16 protein-coding genes are annotated in these 17505 nt (G+C 73.6%); 9 read left to right on the forward strand and 7 right to left on the reverse strand.

Annotation, left to right across the window (positions count from 1 at the left end; all coding sequences use genetic code 11):
* The first annotated feature begins 134 nt into the window (after positions 1 to 134).
* From ABZ471_RS15195 to ABZ471_RS15210, 4 genes are read left to right on the forward strand one after another with little or no spacing between them, the layout of a single operon-like run.
* The gene (locus tag ABZ471_RS15195) at positions 135 to 2534 is read left to right on the forward strand and encodes an ATP-binding protein (RefSeq protein WP_359066438.1); all 2400 of its coding nucleotides are present in this window, start codon (positions 135 to 137) and stop codon (positions 2532 to 2534) included.
* Positions 2531 to 3001: a roadblock/LC7 domain-containing protein gene (locus ABZ471_RS15200; protein ID WP_359066440.1), complete on the forward strand. Its 471-nt coding sequence runs from the start codon at positions 2531 to 2533 to the stop codon at positions 2999 to 3001. The genes ABZ471_RS15195 and ABZ471_RS15200 overlap by 4 nt, the downstream gene beginning before the upstream one ends.
* 32 nt (positions 3002 to 3033) lie before the next feature.
* On the forward strand, positions 3034 to 3450 hold the full coding sequence (locus ABZ471_RS15205; protein ID WP_359066442.1) for a DUF742 domain-containing protein: 417 nt from the start codon (positions 3034 to 3036) through the stop codon (positions 3448 to 3450).
* Positions 3437 to 4036, forward strand: coding sequence for an ATP/GTP-binding protein (locus ABZ471_RS15210; RefSeq protein ID WP_359066444.1), 600 nt, complete (start codon positions 3437 to 3439; stop codon positions 4034 to 4036). Before ABZ471_RS15205 ends, ABZ471_RS15210 begins: the two co-directional genes overlap by 14 nt.
* A gap of 4 nt (positions 4037 to 4040) precedes the next feature.
* Here ABZ471_RS15210 and ABZ471_RS15215 read toward each other — a convergent pair whose 3' ends face one another.
* Genes ABZ471_RS15215 through ABZ471_RS15225 form a run of 3 tightly spaced genes read right to left on the reverse strand, consistent with a single transcriptional unit; the run spans position 4041 to position 6480 of the window.
* Positions 4041 to 4709: an ABC transporter permease gene (locus ABZ471_RS15215; RefSeq protein ID WP_359066446.1), complete on the reverse strand. Its 669-nt coding sequence runs from the start codon at positions 4707 to 4709 to the stop codon at positions 4041 to 4043.
* Positions 4706 to 5359, reverse strand: a complete 654-nt coding sequence (locus ABZ471_RS15220; RefSeq protein ID WP_359066448.1) for an ABC transporter permease subunit — start codon at positions 5357 to 5359, stop codon at positions 4706 to 4708. Before ABZ471_RS15220 ends, ABZ471_RS15215 begins: the two co-directional genes overlap by 4 nt.
* The gene (locus ABZ471_RS15225) at positions 5356 to 6480 is read right to left on the reverse strand and encodes an ABC transporter ATP-binding protein (RefSeq protein ID WP_359066450.1); all 1125 of its coding nucleotides are present in this window, start codon (positions 6478 to 6480) and stop codon (positions 5356 to 5358) included. Before ABZ471_RS15225 ends, ABZ471_RS15220 begins: the two co-directional genes overlap by 4 nt.
* A gap of 139 nt (positions 6481 to 6619) precedes the next feature.
* On the opposite strand from ABZ471_RS15225, the gene ABZ471_RS15230 reads away from it, so the two are divergent.
* On the forward strand, positions 6620 to 7408 hold the full coding sequence (locus tag ABZ471_RS15230) for an SAM-dependent methyltransferase (RefSeq protein ID WP_359066452.1): 789 nt from the start codon (positions 6620 to 6622) through the stop codon (positions 7406 to 7408).
* 132 nt (positions 7409 to 7540) lie between these two features.
* Here ABZ471_RS15230 and ABZ471_RS15235 read toward each other — a convergent pair whose 3' ends face one another.
* Genes ABZ471_RS15235 through ABZ471_RS15245 form a run of 3 tightly spaced genes read right to left on the reverse strand, consistent with a single transcriptional unit; the run spans position 7541 to position 10022 of the window.
* Entirely contained in the window at positions 7541 to 8272 is a 732-nt protein-coding gene (locus ABZ471_RS15235) for an FAD:protein FMN transferase (RefSeq protein ID WP_359066546.1), read from the reverse strand.
* Positions 8273 to 8275: 3 nt separating this feature from the next.
* Positions 8276 to 8653, reverse strand: coding sequence for an FMN-binding protein (locus ABZ471_RS15240; RefSeq protein WP_359066454.1), 378 nt, complete (start codon positions 8651 to 8653; stop codon positions 8276 to 8278).
* Between the two features lie 28 nt (positions 8654 to 8681).
* Entirely contained in the window at positions 8682 to 10022 is a 1341-nt protein-coding gene (locus ABZ471_RS15245) for a ferredoxin reductase family protein (protein ID WP_359066456.1), read from the reverse strand.
* Between the two features lie 150 nt (positions 10023 to 10172).
* On the opposite strand from ABZ471_RS15245, the gene ABZ471_RS15250 reads away from it, so the two are divergent.
* Both ABZ471_RS15250 and ABZ471_RS15255 read left to right on the forward strand, forming a co-directional pair.
* A complete protein-coding gene (locus ABZ471_RS15250; RefSeq protein WP_359066458.1) occupies positions 10173 to 10865 on the forward strand; it encodes a response regulator transcription factor in 693 nt (230 codons plus the stop codon).
* A complete protein-coding gene (locus ABZ471_RS15255; protein WP_359066460.1) occupies positions 10862 to 12307 on the forward strand; it encodes a HAMP domain-containing sensor histidine kinase in 1446 nt (481 codons plus the stop codon). Before ABZ471_RS15250 ends, ABZ471_RS15255 begins: the two co-directional genes overlap by 4 nt.
* A gap of 13 nt (positions 12308 to 12320) precedes the next feature.
* Here ABZ471_RS15255 and ABZ471_RS15260 read toward each other — a convergent pair whose 3' ends face one another.
* A complete protein-coding gene (locus tag ABZ471_RS15260; RefSeq protein ID WP_359066462.1) occupies positions 12321 to 16097 on the reverse strand; it encodes a right-handed parallel beta-helix repeat-containing protein in 3777 nt (1258 codons plus the stop codon).
* 179 nt (positions 16098 to 16276) lie between these two features.
* On the opposite strand from ABZ471_RS15260, the gene ABZ471_RS15265 reads away from it, so the two are divergent.
* Both ABZ471_RS15265 and ABZ471_RS15270 read left to right on the forward strand, forming a co-directional pair.
* Positions 16277 to 16582 (forward strand): hypothetical protein, encoded by a 306-nt coding sequence (locus ABZ471_RS15265; RefSeq protein WP_359066464.1) that lies wholly within the window; start codon positions 16277 to 16279, stop codon positions 16580 to 16582.
* A 10-nt stretch (positions 16583 to 16592) separates the two neighbouring features.
* Positions 16593 to 17471: a hypothetical protein gene (locus ABZ471_RS15270; protein WP_359066466.1), complete on the forward strand. Its 879-nt coding sequence runs from the start codon at positions 16593 to 16595 to the stop codon at positions 17469 to 17471.
* Positions 17472 to 17505 lie beyond the last annotated feature (34 nt).

Consider the following 17505-nt stretch of genomic DNA (forward strand, 5'->3'; position numbering starts at 1 on the left):
CCTTGTAACGCATTCTTGATAAAAGGCGAGCTGATTGATCCTTCAAGGGCCCTGTAGTCTCACCGGAGTCGAAATCGGTCACAGCGGTGCACGGGGCCCGCTTCCGCCGTAAGGCACCCCACGAAGGAGGCCCGGTGTCCACGAACCAGGTGGACGCGCCCGCCCGGCATGCCCCGATGCACAGTGGTGTACGAGGCTTCGCCGACCGCTGGCCCTTCCGGCGCAAGCTCAACCTGCTCGTCGGCGTCCCGCTCGCGGTCGTCGCCGCCCTCCTGTCGTACGTCCTCACCGACCTGGTCCGGCAGTCGGACAGCGCCGAGTCGGCGGCCCGGACGGTGCGTGACAGTGTGCAGGTGGCCCGGCTCGTCGACCGCATGGAGGCCGAGCACCAGCAGGCGATGCTGCTGTCCGCGCGCTTCGAGTCCGGCTACTCCAAGCCCTCGCTCGCCGCCTACGACGCGGCGCAGGAAGCGGTGCGGGACCAGGTCGAGGAGGTGCGCGCCACCTACGGCGACCGGCTGCCGGACGCCGAGGCGCAGGCCCTCAGGGACGTCGCCGGCCTGTCCAGCCTGCGGCAGAGCGTCGAGCGGGGCTATCTGCCGGCCGACAACATCGACCCCGCCTACGTCGACACGGCAGGCCGCCTGATCGACGGCCTCGGACTCGACCGCAACACCTCGCTCGCCTCGACCTTCACCGGCAACCTGCTGGACTCCCTGCTGCGTGCGGACGCCGCCCACGGCGCCTTCGAGACCAGCGTGTTCTCCGCGACGACCCGGGACACCAACGCGCTGATCGAGTTCACCAACGCGGTCGGTTCCTACGACCTCTACACCCACCAGTCCGACCGCTTCTCCCGGTTCGCCACCGAGCGCCAGACGCAGCAGCTGGCCGGCATCGACCACACCCCTGCGCAGCAGAACATCGCGCAGGCCTACGCCGACCTGCAGATCGACCCCACACAGCTGGAGGCCGGGTCGCGGGCCGAGATGCTCCGGGCGGTCCAGGACGCGCTGGCCGACTACCCCGACTACCCCGAACAGGCCGCCGCCCGGCTGAAGATCACCACGTCGCTGATCGGCCAGATCGCCGACCGCGCCGACGACGCCGCCTCCTCCGCCCAGTGGCGGGCGGGCCTCCTGCTGTACGGCACCCTGCTCGGCTTCGCGCTGTGGATCGCCTTCGCGGTGCTGGTGCGCCGCTCGGTGGTGCGGCCCGTGCAGGCGCTCACCGACGCCGCGCAGGAGGTCGCCGAGGTGGCGAAGCGCGAACTGGACCGGGTGGCGGACGACGACGCCGAGGACGACGGGCCACCCCGGCTGCGGGACATGCCGGTCACCGCGCGCGACGAGATCGGCGATCTGGCCGAGGCCTACAACCGGGTGCAGACCACCGCCGCGGCCCTGCTGGAACGCCAGGTGCTCAGCCGCCGCAACACCGCCGAGATGTTCGGCAACGTCGGCCGCCGCGTCAGCAACCTGACGACGCGCCAACTCGCGCTGATCGACGCAGTGGAGCGCGGCGAGACCGACCCGGCGCTGCTGGAGCGGCTCTACTCGATCGACCACATCGCCGTACGCCTGCGTCGCAACGCCGACAGCCTGATGCTGCTGGCGGGCATCCGGGAGACCGCGCTGGACGGCGGGCCCACGGAGCTCTCCAACGTCGTGCGGGCCGCGCTCGGGCAGATCGAGGGCTATCAGCGGGTACGGCTGTACGCCGCCTCGGACGCCATGGTCGAGCCGGACATCATCGGCGACCTGACCCTGATGACGGCCGAACTGCTCGAGAACGCGGTGTCGTTCTCCCCCGAGGGCAGCCCGGTGGAGGTGACCGTCCGCTCCGGCACCGACGGCGCCCACGTCGTCGTCACCGACCACGGCCTCGGCATGAGCGCCGAGCGGCTCGCCGAGGAGAACACCCGCCTGATCCGCCGCGAACGCCTGGACCTGGTGCCGACGAAGGTGCTCGGCCTGTTCGTGGTGGGCGCGCTGGCCCGCCGCTGGGAGATCGGGGTCGAGCTGACCCGTACACCGGGCGGCGGTGTGACGGCGGAGGTGACCCTGCCGGCGACCCTGCTGCTGACGCTGAGCCCGGTGGCGGAGCCGGTCGCCGTGGCACCGGCGGCCGTGGATGCTCCCTCCGGGCCGGTACCGTCCGACTCGGCCGGGGAGAAGACCGACCCGGCCGGTTCTCTGCCCCGCCGCCTGCCGAACCGCGAGGCAACCGCCCCCGAGGAGGAGCCGCAGCTCGTGCCCTCCGGCACCGCCCGCCCGCTGCGCCGCCGGGTCCGCGGAGCCACGCTCCGGACGACCGCCGACACGGCCCCGGCCGTACCGCAGCAGACCCGCACCCGGGACGCGGAGGCGGAGCGCAGCGCGCTGGACGAGTTCGAGGCGGCGGTGGAACGCGCCCAGCGGGACAGCGACACCGGCAACCACGCCCGGCCGCACGCCGAGGACACTCCCGTCCCGCCCCCCACGCAGACCCCGCCGCACGACCAGAACCACCTTCCGGAAGGAGCCGAGCAGTGAGCACGTCGACAGGTGACACCCCGACGGGCGGCACCACGCCGACCGACCTGCGGGCAGCCGCAGCCGACTTCACCTGGCTGCTGAACCGATTCGCCACCGAGACCGCGGGCGTCGTCGACGCGATCGCGGTCTCCTCGGACGGCCTGCTCATCGCCGTGTCGGAGCTGCGCGAGCGCGCCCACTCCGAGCGGCTCGCCGCGATCGTCTCGGGCATCACCAGCCTGGCCGCCGGCGCCTCCGGCAACTACGGCCTGGGCGGCCTCAACAAGGTCATCATCGATCTGGAGGGCGGCCATGTCATCGTCTCCGCGATCGGCAGCGGCGCCCTCCTCGGCGTGGTCGCCGACAAGGACGCCAAGCTCGGCAACATCGCCTACGAGATGACGCTGTTCGCCAACCGTGCCGGTGCCGCACTCAGCCCGCAGCTGGTGCTGGAGCTGAAGAACAGCGTCGGCGCCACGCACTGAGGCGGGCGTCCGGAGAGGAAGAGCTGACAGCCATGGCGGACGGCACCCCGCCCCCGGGCCCGGACCCGGTCGGCCCCGCCCCCGCCGTACGGCCGTTCCTGGTCACCGCCGGCCGGGTGGCGGACGCCGCCTCCGGCCGGTCGCTGCCCGTCGAGACCCAGGTGGTGGCCACCGCCGCCGGTCTCGACGCGCTCGACCGGCTCTCCTTCGAGCGGTACGACATCGTCGCCGCCTGCCGGCTGCCGCAGTCGGTCGCGGAACTCGCGGCCCGGCTGCGGCTGCACCTCAACGTCGTCCGTGTGCTGGCCGAAGACCTGCGCGACGCGGGGCAGCTGGCGGTGTACGTGCCCGACGTCCACGCCACCCACGCCGCCTCCGTCCTGCGCAGGGTTATCGATGGCCTCAGGGCCGTCCCCGACTCCCGAGGGGTACCGAGTGACACCGACTGAACCGCTCACCCGGGGCGCGGCCGCACCCACCCCCGTACGGCCGCCGCTGCCGGTGAAGATGGTGATCGCGGGCGGTTTCGGTGTGGGCAAGACCACCACCGTCGGCTCGATCTCGGAGATCGAGCCGCTGACCACCGAGGCGTCGATCACCGAGGTCGCGGCGGGCGTGGACGACCTCACGCACACCCCGCGCAAGACCACCACCACGGTGGCGATGGACTTCGGCTGCATCACCATCGACCCGACGCTGAAGCTGTACCTGTTCGGCACGCCCGGTCAGGAGCGGTTCGGGTTCATGTGGGACGACATCGTGGAGGGTGCGGTCGGCGGTCTCGTCATCGTCGACACCCGCCGCCTGGACGACTGCTACGCGGCGGTCGACTACTTCGAGCACAAGGACATCCCGTTCGCGGTGGCGGTCAACGCCTTCGACGGGCAGGTGGAGCACACCCTGGACGAGGTCCGCTGGGCCCTCGACGTCTCCGACGGCGTCCCGGTCGTGGTGTTCGACGCCCGGGAGCGCGGCTCGGTGCGGGACGCGCTGCTCGTCGTACTCGAGCTGGCGCTGGCCCGCACCGGGAACTGAGCCCTCAGTTGCTGCGGCGCACCCCGGGCGAGACCGCTGTCCGGGACACCGCCCAGAACAGCAGGAGGGTCGCGAGCGCCATCCCGGCGACCAGGGTGGCGCCTCCGACGACCTTCTCGTAGTCCTTCTGGTAGAGGCCGTCGATGATGTAGCGGCCGAGGCCGCCGAGGCTGACGTACGCGGCGATGGTGGCCGTGGAGACGATCTGGATGGCGGCCGAGCGCAGTCCGCTGAGCACCAGCGGGAGCGCGACCGGGAGTTCCACCTGGAAGAGGATCCGTGACTCCGGCATGCCCATGCCCCGCGCGGCGTCCACCGGGGAGGGGTCGACGGAGCGGATCGCCTCGTACGTGGTGACCAGGATCGGCGGGACCGCGAGGACGACCAACGGGATCATCACGGGTCCCAGTCCGAAGCCGAGCCAGGTGACCACCAGCACCAGCAGCCCGAAGGTGGGCAGCGCCCGGCCGGCGGTGGCGATCAGCGCGAGGGTGGTGCCGCCGCGCCCGTAGTGCCCGGTGACCAGACCGACCGGCAGCCCGATCGCGGCGGCGAGGACGAGCGCCTCCAGCGAGTACTGGAGGTGCTCGACGAGCCGGGTGGGGATGCCGTCGTAGCCGTGCCAGTGTGAGCTGTCACTGAAGAAGGCCTGGACGAAGTTCAGTACGTTCACCGGGCCGCGCTCTCCTTCGGCATCCAGGGGGTCAGCAGGACGCGCACGGCGACCAGGGCCGCGTCGACCAGCACCGCCAGCACGGCGGTCGTCACCACGGAGTTCACGGCGAGCACGGGCCGGTTGTAGATCTGCGCGTCGTGCAGCAGATTGCCGAGCGCGCCCTGGTTGCCGATCAGCATGCCGACGCTCACCAGGGAGATGCTCGACACGGTCGCCACCCGCAGGCCCGCGATGATCGCCGGCACGGCGATGGGCAACTGGACCTGGAGATAACGCCGTACGGGCCCGAGTCCCATGGCCGTGGCGGCGGCGAGGGTCTCCTGCGGCACCGAGCGGACGCCGTCCACGATCGCGGGGACCAGCACCACCAGGCTGTACACCGCGAGCGGGATCATCACCGTGGTCTCGGTCAGGCCGGTGTAGTCGATGAGGACGACGAAGAAGGCCAGGGACGGGATGGCGTACAGCACGGTGGTCGCGCCGAACACCGGCGCGTAGAGCCAGCGGAACCGTACGCACAGCTGGGCCACGGGCAGCGAGACGAGCAGCCCGGCGAGCACCGGCAGCAGGGACTCCCGCAGGTGCAGGCCGATCAGCCCGAACCAGCTGTGCTGGAGGTCGCTCGGTATGTCGAAGAAGCCGTTCATCGCACGGCCTTCGCGTCCTGTCGGCCCGCGGTGTGGGCGGCGCGGATCGCCTCGCCGATCACCTGCTGGGAGACGACGCCGACGGCGCGCCCCTCGCCGTCCACGGCCACGGCCCAGCCGGTCGGCGAGAGGACCGCCCCGTCGAGCGCGGTGCGCAGCGAGTCCTTGCCGGGCACGAACGGCCGCCCGTGCGGCAGGAGTCGGTCCGGGTCGATCTCGCCGGCGGTCAGGTCGTCGGGCGCGCCCCAGCCGAGCGGCCTGCCGCCGACGTCCGTCACGAGGAGGTAGGGGGCCGTGCCACGCGAGGCGAGCTTCTCGGCGCCGGCGTCGATCGCGACGACGGGAGCGGTCTGCAGCTCCAGGTCGGCGGAGGGGAAGAAGGACAGCCGTCGGATGCCGCGATCGGCGCCGAGGAAGTCCTCGACGAAGGGGTCGGCGGGCGCGCTGAGCAGTTCCGCCGGCGGGGCGAACTGCGCGAGCCTGCCGCCGGTGCGCAGTACGGCGACCATGGTGCCGAGCTTGATGGCCTCGTCGATGTCGTGCGTGACGAAGACGATGGTCTTGCCCAACTCGTCCTGGATCCGCAGCAGTTCGTCCTGGAGCCCCTTGCGTACGACCGGGTCGACGGCGGAGAAGGGTTCGTCCATCAGGAGCACCGGCGGGTCGGCGGCGAGCGCCCGGGCCACCCCGACGCGCTGCTGCTGGCCGCCCGAGAGCTGGTACGGGTACCGCTTGGCGAGCGCGGTGTCGAGCCCGACCCGTTCCATCAGGTCCGCGGCCCGTTCCCGGGCCTTCTGCTTGCTCCAGCCGAGCAGGCGGGGCACGGTGGCGATGTTGTCGATGATGGTGCGGTGCTGGAAGAGACCGGCGTTCTGGATGACGTATCCCATGGACCGGCGCAGGGTGTTGACCGGCTGCTGCCGGATGTCCTTGCCGTCGAGGAGGATGCTGCCCTCGCTGGGTTCGACCATCCGGTTGATCATCCGCAGGGTCGTCGTCTTGCCGCAGCCGGAGGGGCCGACGAGGACCGTGATCGCCCGGTCCGGTATCTCCAACGACAGGCGGTCGACGGCCACCGTGCCGTCCGGGTACCGCTTGGTGACTGCATCTATCCGTATCAAAACGCCGGGTACCCTTCGGTTTTGGCGAGGCCTGGCCGTTGTCGGGAGAGTGTAGACGGCGAGTGTTGCGGCACTTTTGCCTGTGCGAGACTGCACGATCGGCAGCACCTCTCGATCCACTCGCGCAACGGAGTCCGTGATGACGGTTGGTACGCCCGACGTTCCGCACATAGACACCGGCAAGGCCCATCCCGCGCGGGTCTACGACTGGTTGCTGGGCGGCAAGGACAACTACCCGGTCGACGAGGCGGTCGGCAGGAAGCTGCCGCCCGAGGCGCACGACGCCGCCCGGCAGAACCGCGCGTTCATGCACCGCGCCGCGGCCTGGCTCGCCGCCCAGGGCATCGACCAGTTCCTCGACATCGGCACCGGTGTCCCCACCGAGCCCAACCTGCACCAGATCGTCCAGAACATCGTGCCGACCGCGAGGGTCGTCTACACCGACAACGATCCGATCGTGCTGCGGCACGCCGAGGCCCTGCTCGTCAGCCGGCCCGAGGGCGCCACGGACTACATCGAGGCCGATGTGCGCCGCCCCGCGGAGATCCTCGACCACGCGCGCGGTGTGCTCGACTTCGAACGGCCCGTCGCGCTGTCACTGATCGCGCTGATGCACTTCATCCCCGACGACCAGGATCCCCACGCGATCGTTCGCGAACTGCTGGCCGTCCTGCCGTCGGGCAGCCACCTCGTGCTGTCGCACGCCGCCTCCGACCTCTACCCGGAACTGGCGGAACAGGTCACCGCCGAATACGCCAAGGGCGGCATCCGCCTCGGTTTCCGCACGCGTGCCGAGGTCGCCCGCTTCTTCGACGGCCTGGAGCTGGTCGAGCCGGGCCTGGTGACAGCCACGGAGTGGTTCCGGACGCCTCCGACGCCCGCCCCCGAGGGGAGCGGCATCTACGCAGCGGTCGCCCGCATCCCCTGAGGACCCACGACCGGCACCCCCGCCGACCGCACCACCCGACGTCCACCGCGAACACCTCGCCCGCGGCCCACATCACGCCGTCCGCCCCGAGAGCAGCGGCAGCCACGACGGCCGGCACCCCCTGAGGACCCGTCAGCCGACCCCCGCCACCGGCACCCCCGCCGACCGCACCACCCGCCGACCGGCGTCGACCGCGAACACCTCGCAGCCGGGCCGGGCGGCGGCCCAGGCCACGCCTTCCGCCCCCAACGCGAAGGCGGCTGTGGCGGTGGCGTCCGCCTCGGTCAGGGTCGGGGCCAGCACGGTCAGGCTGAGCAGCCCGGTCGCCGGGCGTCCGGTGCGCCCGTCGAGGATGTGGTCCCCGCGCTCGTACCGCCCGGAGGTCGCCACCGCCCCCTCGGTGACCTCCAGCACCGCGCACACCCGGTCGGCCCGTTCGGGATGCCGTATCCCCACCCGCCACGGCCCGCCGGCGACGACCACGTCACCCCCGGCGTTGAGGCAGAACCGCCGCGCCCCGGCCGCCGTCAGCAACTCCGCGGCCCGCTGCACCGCCCAGCCCTTGACCACCGCGGAGGGATCCAGGGGCCCCCGCCCCGGCAGCCGGGCGTCGAAGGCGCCGCCGGTCGCGCTCCGGTACTCCTCGCACAGGCCCAGGACCTCGGCGAGGTCCGCGCTCACGTCGTCGGCGCCCAGCTCGCCCCGGTCCAGCCGGCACACCTCGCTGTCCGCCCGAAAGGGGCTGAACCGGCGGTCCACCTCGCGCAGCCAGGCGAACACCCCGTCCGCGACGGCATGCGGGACCCCCTCGTCGTCGACGCGCAGCGACACCGGGAGCCCCATCACGTGCTCGACGCGCCGCAGCATCTAGGCCCCGTCCAGCGCGGCCTGCAGCGACTTCCGGTATCCCTCGCTGGTGATCGTGGCCCCGGACACCGTGTCGACGTCGGCGCTCTGCGCCCGCAGCGTCTCCTCGATCAGCGTCGGTACGGCGCCCTCGGTCTGGGCGCTGTCCGGCTGCTTCAGCATCCGTACGGCGCTGATCCGGTCCCCGTCGAGGGTCACCTCGACCTGGACGTCGCCCTTCTCGGTGGAGACGGTCGGCTCGGCCACGACCCGGCCGGACGCGGCGGCCGTGGGTGCCGGGGCGGCCTCGGTGGCGGTGGTCCGGTGCGACGGCTCGTAGCGCCACAGCGGGACGAGTCCGGCCACCGTCAGAGCCAGGACGGGCAGTGCTCGCTTCACGTGTTCGTTCTCCTCATCCTCGATGTCCTCATCCCGCCAGGCTGAAGCGCTCGAAGTGGATCTGCCGCTCGGGTACGCCCATGTCACGCAGGTGGCGCAGGACCGCCGTGGTCATCCCGGGCGGGCCGCAGACGAACACGTCGCGGTTCCCGATGTCCGGGACCAGCCGGGCCAGTTCGCGCGGCGCGAGCAGGTCGGGCACGGCCGGCCCGGTGACCAGGTGCAGCTGGGCGCCCTTGGCGGCGGCCAGTTCGGACAGCTCCCCGTACAGGACCGCGTCCCGCTCGGCCGTCACCCGGTAGAGGAGGACGACATGGCCCTCGATCTCCTCCAGCAGGGCGCGGATCGGGGTGATGCCGACCCCGCCCGCGATGAGCAGGGTGTCGGGGCGGGTGCGGTGCAGGGTGGTGAAGGCGCCGTAGGGGCCCTCGGCGAAGACCCGGGTGCCGGGCTTCAGTCGGCGCAGGGCGGCGGTGCCGTCACCGGCGGTCTTGACGGTCAGTCGCAGCTGGTTGCCGTCGGGGGCGGCGGACAGCGAGAAGGGGTTGGCCTGCCACCAGCGGCCCGGGGTCAGGAACCGCCAGAGGAAGAACTGGCCGGCGACGGCGGGCAGCCGGTCGAGGTCGCGGCCGGTGACGTACACCGACACGACGGTGTCGGACTCGGGGACGACGGCCGCGACCCTGAGCCGGTGTCGCAGGTTGCGCCACAGCGGCAGGACCAGCCGGCCCGCGAGGACCGCGCCGAGGGCCGTGCCCCACAGCGTGTACCAGTAGGCCCGTGCGGCGGCGGACGCGGTGAAGGTCGTACCGGTCGCGACCTGGTGGGTGAAGGCGAGCACCACGGCCAGGTAGGTGTACAGGTGGACGAAGTGCCAGGTCTCGTAGGCCAGCCGGCGCCGGGCCCAGCGCGCGGACACCGCGCCCACCACCGCGATCAGGGCGAACGCGACGATCGCCCGCAGCACGCCCTCGGTGGTCTCGGCGAGGTCGACGAGCTGGTCCACCGGGTCCAGGGAGGACAGCTGGGCGTACCCGAAGGTGATGAGGACCAGGTGCGCGAGGAGCGTCCACAGCACGGCGAAGCCGGTCCAGCGGTGCCAGGAGGTGAGCCGGTCCATGCCGATGCGGCGGTCCAGCCACGGCAGCCGGGCCACCAGCAGCAGCTGGAAGGCCATGACGAGCGCGCCGCAGAGCCCGGCGAGGCGGCCGAGGAGGATCAGCGCGTTGGAGCCGAGACCCGCCCGGGCGAACAGGACGGCGACGACGACGGCGTTGGCGGCCAGCAGCGCGTACAGGCCGGTGCGGGCCACGGCCCGGGGGCGTATCGCGGAGGAGGGTGGTGCGGGGCGGGACTGGAGGGTCGTCACGGACGGCGGCTCCTTGATCGGGACCTGGGAGTCGAGCTTCGCCCGGGATTGCTGTCGATCTCCTGTCGGACGACTTTCAACTGGATATCGATGTGCCTGGTGGGAACGGCCGGGTCTGGCGCCGCGGAGCCGGTGCAGGAGGATGAGCGGGTGGAGAAAGTACGACTGCTGGTCGTGGACGACGACCCGCCGATCGCCGACCTGGTCGCCACGGTCGCCCGGTACGAGGGCTGGGAGGCGGTCACCGCGTACTCCGGCGAGCAGGCCCTCGCCCGGGCCGCCGAGTTCGAGCCGGACATCGTGGTCCTGGACCTGATGCTGCCGGACATCGACGGCTTCGGCGTTCTCGACCGGCTGCGCCGCTCGGGGACGATGGTCCCCGTGGTGTTCCTGACCGCGCGCGACGGCGTCGCCGACCGGGTCGCCGGGCTCACCCGGGGCGGGGACGACTACCTGGTCAAGCCGTTCGCGGTGGAGGAGCTGATGGCCCGGCTGCGCACGGTGCTGCGGCGCAGCGCCGGACCCGGCTTCCAGCGGTCCGTACTGCGGGTCGCCGACCTGACCCTGGACGAGGACACCCGCGAGGTGCGGCGCGCGGAGCGGCTGCTCGCCCTGACGCCCACCGAGTTCGAGGTGCTGCGCTATCTCATGCGCAAGTCGCCGTCCGTGCTCACCAAGGCGCAGATCCTCGACCACGTCTGGGAGTACGGCTTCGGCGGCCGCTCGAACGTCGTCGAGCTGGTCGTCAGCCGGCTGCGCCGCAAGCTCGACGAGACGGGCACGGAGCCGCTGATCCACACCGCGCGGGGCTTCGGATACGCCGTGCGGCAGGCGGCCAGGTGACCGCCCGGCTGCGCCGGGCCTACGGCAGGCTCCGCCTCGGCACCCGCCTGGCCCTGGGCCTCGGCGTGCTGTCGCTGGTGGTGTTCGCGGTGGTCGGCACGGCCCTGACGACGTACATGCGGAACTATCTGTCGGACCAGCTGGACGCCCAGCTGGGGCTGGCCCAGGTCGCCCAGTCCAAGAGCATCGCGGAACAGGGGACCCTCCAGGGCAAGAAGTACTACCGCTGGTACTACGCCGTGTACGACGTGTCGGACGGCACCCCCGTCCTGCGCAGCCCCGAGGAGTCGACCGACCTGCCCGAGGACATCGCCGGCCTCACCGCCGTGGCCAGGGCGCAGATCGCTGCGGGCACCGAGGTGCTGCGCACCGACCGCCTCGAGGGCCAGGGCGAGTACCGGCTGCGGGCCTGCGAGGTCGAGCCCGGTGTGGTCCTGGTCAGCGGCGCACCCATGGACGACATCGAGAACACCGTGCGGCGGCTCGTCACGGTGCAGGTGGTCGCCTTCGGGCTCGCGCTGCTGGCGCTCGTGGTGTTCGGTCGCAGGACGCTCAGGCGCGGGCTCAAACCGCTCAGCGACATGGCGCACACCGCCCATGGCATCGCCTCGCACGATCTGACGGAGTCGGCGGCGCGGTTGCCGGCGCGTGCGGACGGGCGGGACGGCGGTCCGGAGGTGGCGGAGCTGCGCACCGCCTTCAACACGATGCTGGAGCACATCGACGACTCCCTCGCCGTACGTGCCGAGGCCGAGCAGCGGCTGCGCCGCTTCGTCGCGGACGCCTCCCACGAACTGCGCACCCCCCTGATGTCGGTGCGCGGCTACGCCGACCTGTTCCAGTACGCGGCCGCCAACGAGCCCGCCGAACGCGACCGCCATCTGGCCCGGCTGCGCGCCGAGGCCGCCCGCATGTCCGTCCTCCTCGACGACCTGCTGCTGCTCGCGAGGCTGGACGCGGCCGAGGTGGAGGCCCCGCTGCGCCCGGAGGACACCGACCTCACCGGCCTGGTGCGCGAGGCGGCGGACGCCTTCCGCGCGGGCCACCCGGACCACCCGCTGACCGTCGCCACCGGCCCCGGTCCGGTGCGGCTGCGCCTGGATCCCGTCCGTATCCGCCAGGTCCTGGACAACCTCCTCACCAACGCGGCCGTGCACACGCCGGCCGGTACGAAGGTGTCGGTGGCGGTGTCGGCCGGCCCGGGCACGGCCTCGGTGCGGATTGCCGACACGGGCGCGGGCATCCCGGCCGCCGACCGTGCCCGCGTCTTCGACCGCTTCTACCGCGTGGACCGGGCCCGCAGCCGGGACCGGGGCGGCAGCGGGCTCGGGCTGGCGGTGGCGCGCGGGCTGGCGGAGGCGCACGGCGGGGGCCTGCGGCTGGAGCGGGAGGACGGACTGACGGTGTTCACGGTCACCCTGCCCCGCAGGCCTCCGCACTGAGCGACCCTGCCGGTCAGGAGTCCGGCAGATCGTCCGTGCGCAGCACCAGCAACTCCTGGTGCCCCGGCCGCTCCACCTCCGCGAGCCGCACCGCCAGCCGTTCCACCATGTCCTCGAACAGCGTCCGCGCGTCCCGCCCGTTGGCGGGCCCCTCCGAGCCCGCGCGGGAGCGGAACCGGGCCAGCAGCAGCTCGTCCACCCCGGCGTCCAGTTCGAACCCGTGCACCGCGGCCAGGTGCCGTACGATCCGCACCAGCTCGTTCGGGCTGTAGGGCCGGAAGGTCACCGTACGGGAGAACCGGGACGCCAGGCCGGGGTTGGCGGTGAGGAACTCGTCCATCTCCGCCGGGTACCCGGCCGCGATCACGACGACGTCGTCCCGGTGGTCCTCCATCAGCTTGGTCAGCTCGTCGATGGCCTCCTGGCCGAAGTCGTGCCCCACCCCGAAGCGGCGGGAGAGGCTGTAGGCCTCGTCGATGAAGAGGACTCCGCCGCGGGCGCTGTCGAAGGCGGCACGGGTCTTCAGCGCGGTGGAGCCGAGGTACTGGCCGACCAGGTCGCTGCGGTGCACCTCGACCAGCCGGCCGTCGGTGAGGATGCCGAGGTCGGCGAGGATACGGCCGTACAGGCGGCCCACGGTGGTCTTCCCGGTGCCCGGGGGGCCGGAGAAGACCAGGTGACGGCCGCCGGGCGGCTCGGGCAGCCCCGCCTCGCGGCGCAGGCCGGCCAGCCTCAGCAGATCGGTCTGGGTGCGCACCTGGCGCTTGGCCTCGGACAGGCCGATCAGGGCGTCCAGTTCGGACCGCGGGTCCCCGGCACCGGGCGCGGGCGTCGCCGGCGGCCGTTCGTCGGTGGTCAGCGACGTGCAGTGCACGGTTCCCTCGCCGGACACCGCCTCGCCGTGGCTGCCGGTGATCCTGCTGTCCCGGACCCGGCCGCCGGCGCCGCTCCCGGCGTGCAGACCGTCGCTCCCGCTGCCGGTCAGGGCGCTGTCCCGGAGGTCGAAGTGGCTGCTGCCGACGGCCAGCAGACCGTGGGCGCCGGAGCCGGTCACGGCTAGCTCCGCCGCGGTCAGGCCGGCGCTGTCCATGAGGTGGACGCCGTGCCGTCCGGCCCCCTCGACCGTGCATCCGCGCGCGGTCAGGTCCGCGGTGTCGCGCACGAGGAGGCCGTCGCCGAGGGTGCCTTCGACGCGGACGTCGCGGACGGTGAGCCGGGCGGAGCCGGTGAGGACGAGGCCGCTGTCGCCCATGCCGCGCAGGACCGCTCCCGTGATCTCGCCGGCCGAGCCGGTGTCGGAGCCGTAGACCCCGTAGCGGCAGTCCTCCGCGTGCAGTCCGGTGACCTCGACGGTGCCGTCCTGGCAGAGCCGGACCGCCGACGCGGTGAGGGCGCGGACGTCGAGGCGGGCGAGGACGGCGTGGCCGTTCTCCACGACCACGCCCTTGCGGGCGCCGTCGACCCGGCAGCCGTCGACGCGCAGTCTGCCTTGCTGCTCGACGTGCAGGGCGGCGTTGGAGGCGCGGGAGAAGGAGCAGTCCTCCAGCCGGCACACGGCCTCCTCGGTCACCCGGACGCCGACGGCCCGGCAGCCCTCGAAGGTGCAGTCGCGCAGGACCGGGTCGGCGCCGCCGGCGACGACCGCACCGGCGTTCGCGCCGCTCACCCGGGTGTCCACGACGGTGCCGTGGCCCTGGTCGCGGAAGCCCAGCGCGGTGCCGGCGAGGTCCAGGAACCGGCAGTCGCGCACCTCGGCCGTGCCGTGCCGGTCGGCGAGGACGCCGTGGCCGCCGGTGCCGGTGAACGTGCAGTTGCTGAGCCGGGCGTGGCTGTCGGCACCGGTGACATGGACGGCGCTGCCGCGGGTGTCGGCGAAGGTGCAGCCGGTCACCTCGGCCCGGGCGCCGTCGGAGACGAGGAGGGCGTCCTGCTCGGCCTCGGCGAACCGGGTCCGGTGGAAGACGGCGCGGGCACCGCTCAGCGCGGCGGTGCCGACGACGAACTGGCCGCCCGTCACGCTGACCTCGGCGTCCGCCGCGGCGCTCAGCGCAACCGCTCCGGTGTGTCCGGCCAGCCGGCAGTCGCGCAGGACGAGCCGGCCCGCGCCGGCCGCCACGGCGGCCTTGCCGCGGGCGACGACGGTCAGCCCGGTCAGCACCGCACTGCCGGTCACGCTGACCGCGGTCTCGGTGGCGCGCTCGACGGTCACGGTGCCGGGCCCGCGCACGGCTCGGATCTCCACATCGCCCTTGAGGACGAGCGGTTCGGGGTAGCGGCCCGGTTCGACCAGGACGCACACGGGGCCGGCGCCGGTGTGGGCGCCCAGTGCCGCCGCGATCGTGCGGTATCCGCGGGTCGCGGTGCGCGCCACCCGCAGGACCCGGACCTCGCCGACGGCGGTGGTGCGGGAGGCGGGCGGCGGGGGCGGCGGGTCCGGGGGCGGGGGTACGGGGTCGAGGGCGGGGCTGCTCCAGCGCCGCGCGGCCTCGCTGCCGCGGGCCGGTCCGGCGACCCGGACGCCGTACGTGCCGAGGACGTAGGCGAGTTGCTCGGGGTGGACGGAGAGTCCGTGGGCCGCGCCGACGGGGCCCGCCAGGACGGGCACGATCTCCAGTGGGCCGCCGGGGACCGTGCGGAAGCAGCCGCGCAGTGGTTCGGCGACCGGCGGCGGGAGGGGGCCGGCGGGTGCCGACCGGCGGACCCGGGCCGACGGGGCGGAGGCGGAGCGGGCGTGGAGGGTCCAGCGGGGGCGTCGGTCGCCGCCGGCACCGGGCGGGGAGTCGATCTCCAGGCCGCCGGGCACGGTCCAGGGCAGGGTCCGTTCGTCGGCGCCGACGCGCAGCCTGAGGCCCCCGGAGTCGAGGAACAGGGCGCACCGTCTGCCGAGCAGCCGGTCGAGCGCCTCCAGCACGGGCAGGACGACGGCGGGGGCGGCGACCGCGGCGCCCACGTACGGCCAGTGCAGGCCGGCGCCCGGGCGGACCTCGCTGTGCCACAGGTAGCCCCAGCAGCAGAGCAGCCAGACGGCGAACGACAGCCGCCGGCCCTGGCGCGCGAGGCGGACGGCGGACGGGGAGCGGAGCCGGCCCGGGATCCGGTGGCCCGCGTCCCCCTGCGGGGGCAGTCCGGTACGGCGCCAGCGGGGGCCTGCGTGTGCCTCGAACGCCCGGTCGACGGAGGCGGGGTCGGCGTCCAGCAGGCGCAGGTCGATGGTCAGCCCGTCCCAGGCCCGGTCCGGACGGGGCGTCAACTCCAGGGCGCGGGAGAGGAGTCCGGAGCCGCGCCGGGCGGCCGGCGTGGTCGTCCGCAGCAGCAGCTGTTCCGGGAAGCGGTGGCCGGTACCGAGCAGGCGGCGGTCCGCGGCCGGGACCACACAGACCCGTTCGACGTCCGCCCAGGGCAGCCGTAACCGGCGCAGCGGGCCGCGCCACTCGAGACCCGTCCCGTCGACCGTCAGCACGACCGGAAGCAAGGAGGTGAGCAGCAGGCGCAGGCCGAGCAGGGTGAGGACGGCCGCGCCGAGCAGGCTCTCGGCGACCACGGGTGCGGGCGCCCCCACCGCGCGGGCGCCGTCGGCGGACAGGAGGCACACCAGCGCGCCGACCCCGGCCCCGGAGGCGGTCCACAGCCGGTTCTGCACGGTGCGCAGGTCCCGGCGGAAGGTGGCGCGGGGCGCGGGCGGTCTCGGAACGTGCGGGGCGGGGGGCGCGTCCGCGGGCTGCGCCGCGTCTTCCCCGGTCGCGGTCTGCGCGGCGTCTTCGCCGTCCCCGGTGCCGAGCAGAACGTCCACCCGTACCCCCGTCCGTTGGTGCGCTCTTCCGGCCGTCGGTGCCTGTCGGGCCGATCCCGGGATCAAGCGTAGAGGATCCGACTACCATGGGTGATGTGTCGTCACATGAGGACCGTGATCAACAAGTTGCGCTGCTCTGCGGCCAGTTGCCCCGGTTGCGCCGGATGCACAGGGGGCCGGTGGGCGCGGCGAAGCGCCTGGTGATCGACCGGGCGGTGCGGGCCGCCCGGGCCGGTGAGCCGGTCGAGGAGTACCTGTCCGAGCTGGGCCTGCTGCGCGCCCCCGAGCCCGGGCAGGAGGATGAGCCCGGGGCGGCGCGGTCGACGCTGCCGACCGCGATCGTCGACGACGGCCCCTACGCGGTGCCCGGCGAACACGTCTGCCCGCACGCGGTCTGCGCCCGGCGGGAGCGGCGGCGGGCGGACCGGGAACTGCCGGTGTGCGAGGTGTTCGACCTCGCCCTGCGCTTCGACGCCGAGAGCTGAGCGGACCGGCATGCTCACCGGGCTGGTCACGGATGTGGGCCGGAAGCTGGCCGAGCGCTGGGCGGCGGCCCTGGTGCTGCCGGGACTGGTGTTCACCGCGGTGGCGGCCGCCGGTCTGACCCTGAACCAGAAGCACTGGGCGGACCTGGAGCTGCTGCGGCACCGGCTGCGGGCGCTGACCGCCGACGGGTCGGGCTCGACGCGTACGGCGGTGCTGCTGCTCGGGGTGCTGGCCGCGTCCTTCGCCGCCGCACTGCTGGCCGACGCGCTGGCGGGGCCGTACGAGCGTGCCCTCCAGGGCAGTTGGCCGGGCCCGCTCGGCCGCCTCGCGGACCGGCTCACCGAGCGGCGTCGGCGCCTGTGGGAGGCCCGTGACGCGGCCTGCCGACGCGCCGAGGGAACGGACGGGTCGGGCGCTCGAGAGGCCGCGCGCAACGAGGTGGCGCTGGTCCGGCCGCAGTGCCCGACCTGGATCGGGGACCGGCTGCGCGCGCCGGTGGTGCGCATCCGGCTCCAGTACCGGACGGAACTGGGCGATGCCTGGCCCCGGTTGTGGCTGCTGCTGCCGGAGTCCACGCGCCTGCCGCTCACCGAGTCCCGGCAGCGGCTGGACGAGGCGATGCGTCTGGGCGGCTGGGCGGTGCTGTATCTGCTGCTGGGCGCGGTGTGGTGGCCGGCCGCCGTGGCCGGGGCGGGCGCGGGCCTGGTGGCCTGGCGGCGTGGACGGGAACGCGCCGACGCGTACGCGGAGTTGGTGGAGTCCGCCGTGGACGTCCATCTGCCGGAGCTGTTCGAGCGGTTCGACCCGGAGACCCGTCCGGCACGGGTGAGCATCGGGCCGGAGGTCACCGAGCGGTTCCGCAAGGGGGCTGGCCCACGGCACAGGTGACGGGACCCGCACGGGCGGGGCCGGGAGGTGCGGA

The sequence above is a fragment of the Streptomyces sp. NPDC005728 genome, assembly GCF_040630895.1.
GTDB lineage: Bacteria > Actinomycetota > Actinomycetes > Streptomycetales > Streptomycetaceae > Streptomyces.

Coding starts and splice junctions, on each gene's coding strand:
- ABZ471_RS15205 (WP_359066442.1), top strand. CDS start 3,034: ATGGCGGACGGCACCCCGCCCCCGGGCCCGGACCCGGTCGGCCCCGCC.
- ABZ471_RS15220 (WP_359066448.1), bottom strand. CDS start 5,359: ATGAACGGCTTCTTCGACATACCGAGCGACCTCCAGCACAGCTGGTTC.
- ABZ471_RS15230 (WP_359066452.1), top strand. CDS start 6,620: ATGACGGTTGGTACGCCCGACGTTCCGCACATAGACACCGGCAAGGCC.
- ABZ471_RS15270 (WP_359066466.1), top strand. CDS start 16,593: ATGCTCACCGGGCTGGTCACGGATGTGGGCCGGAAGCTGGCCGAGCGC.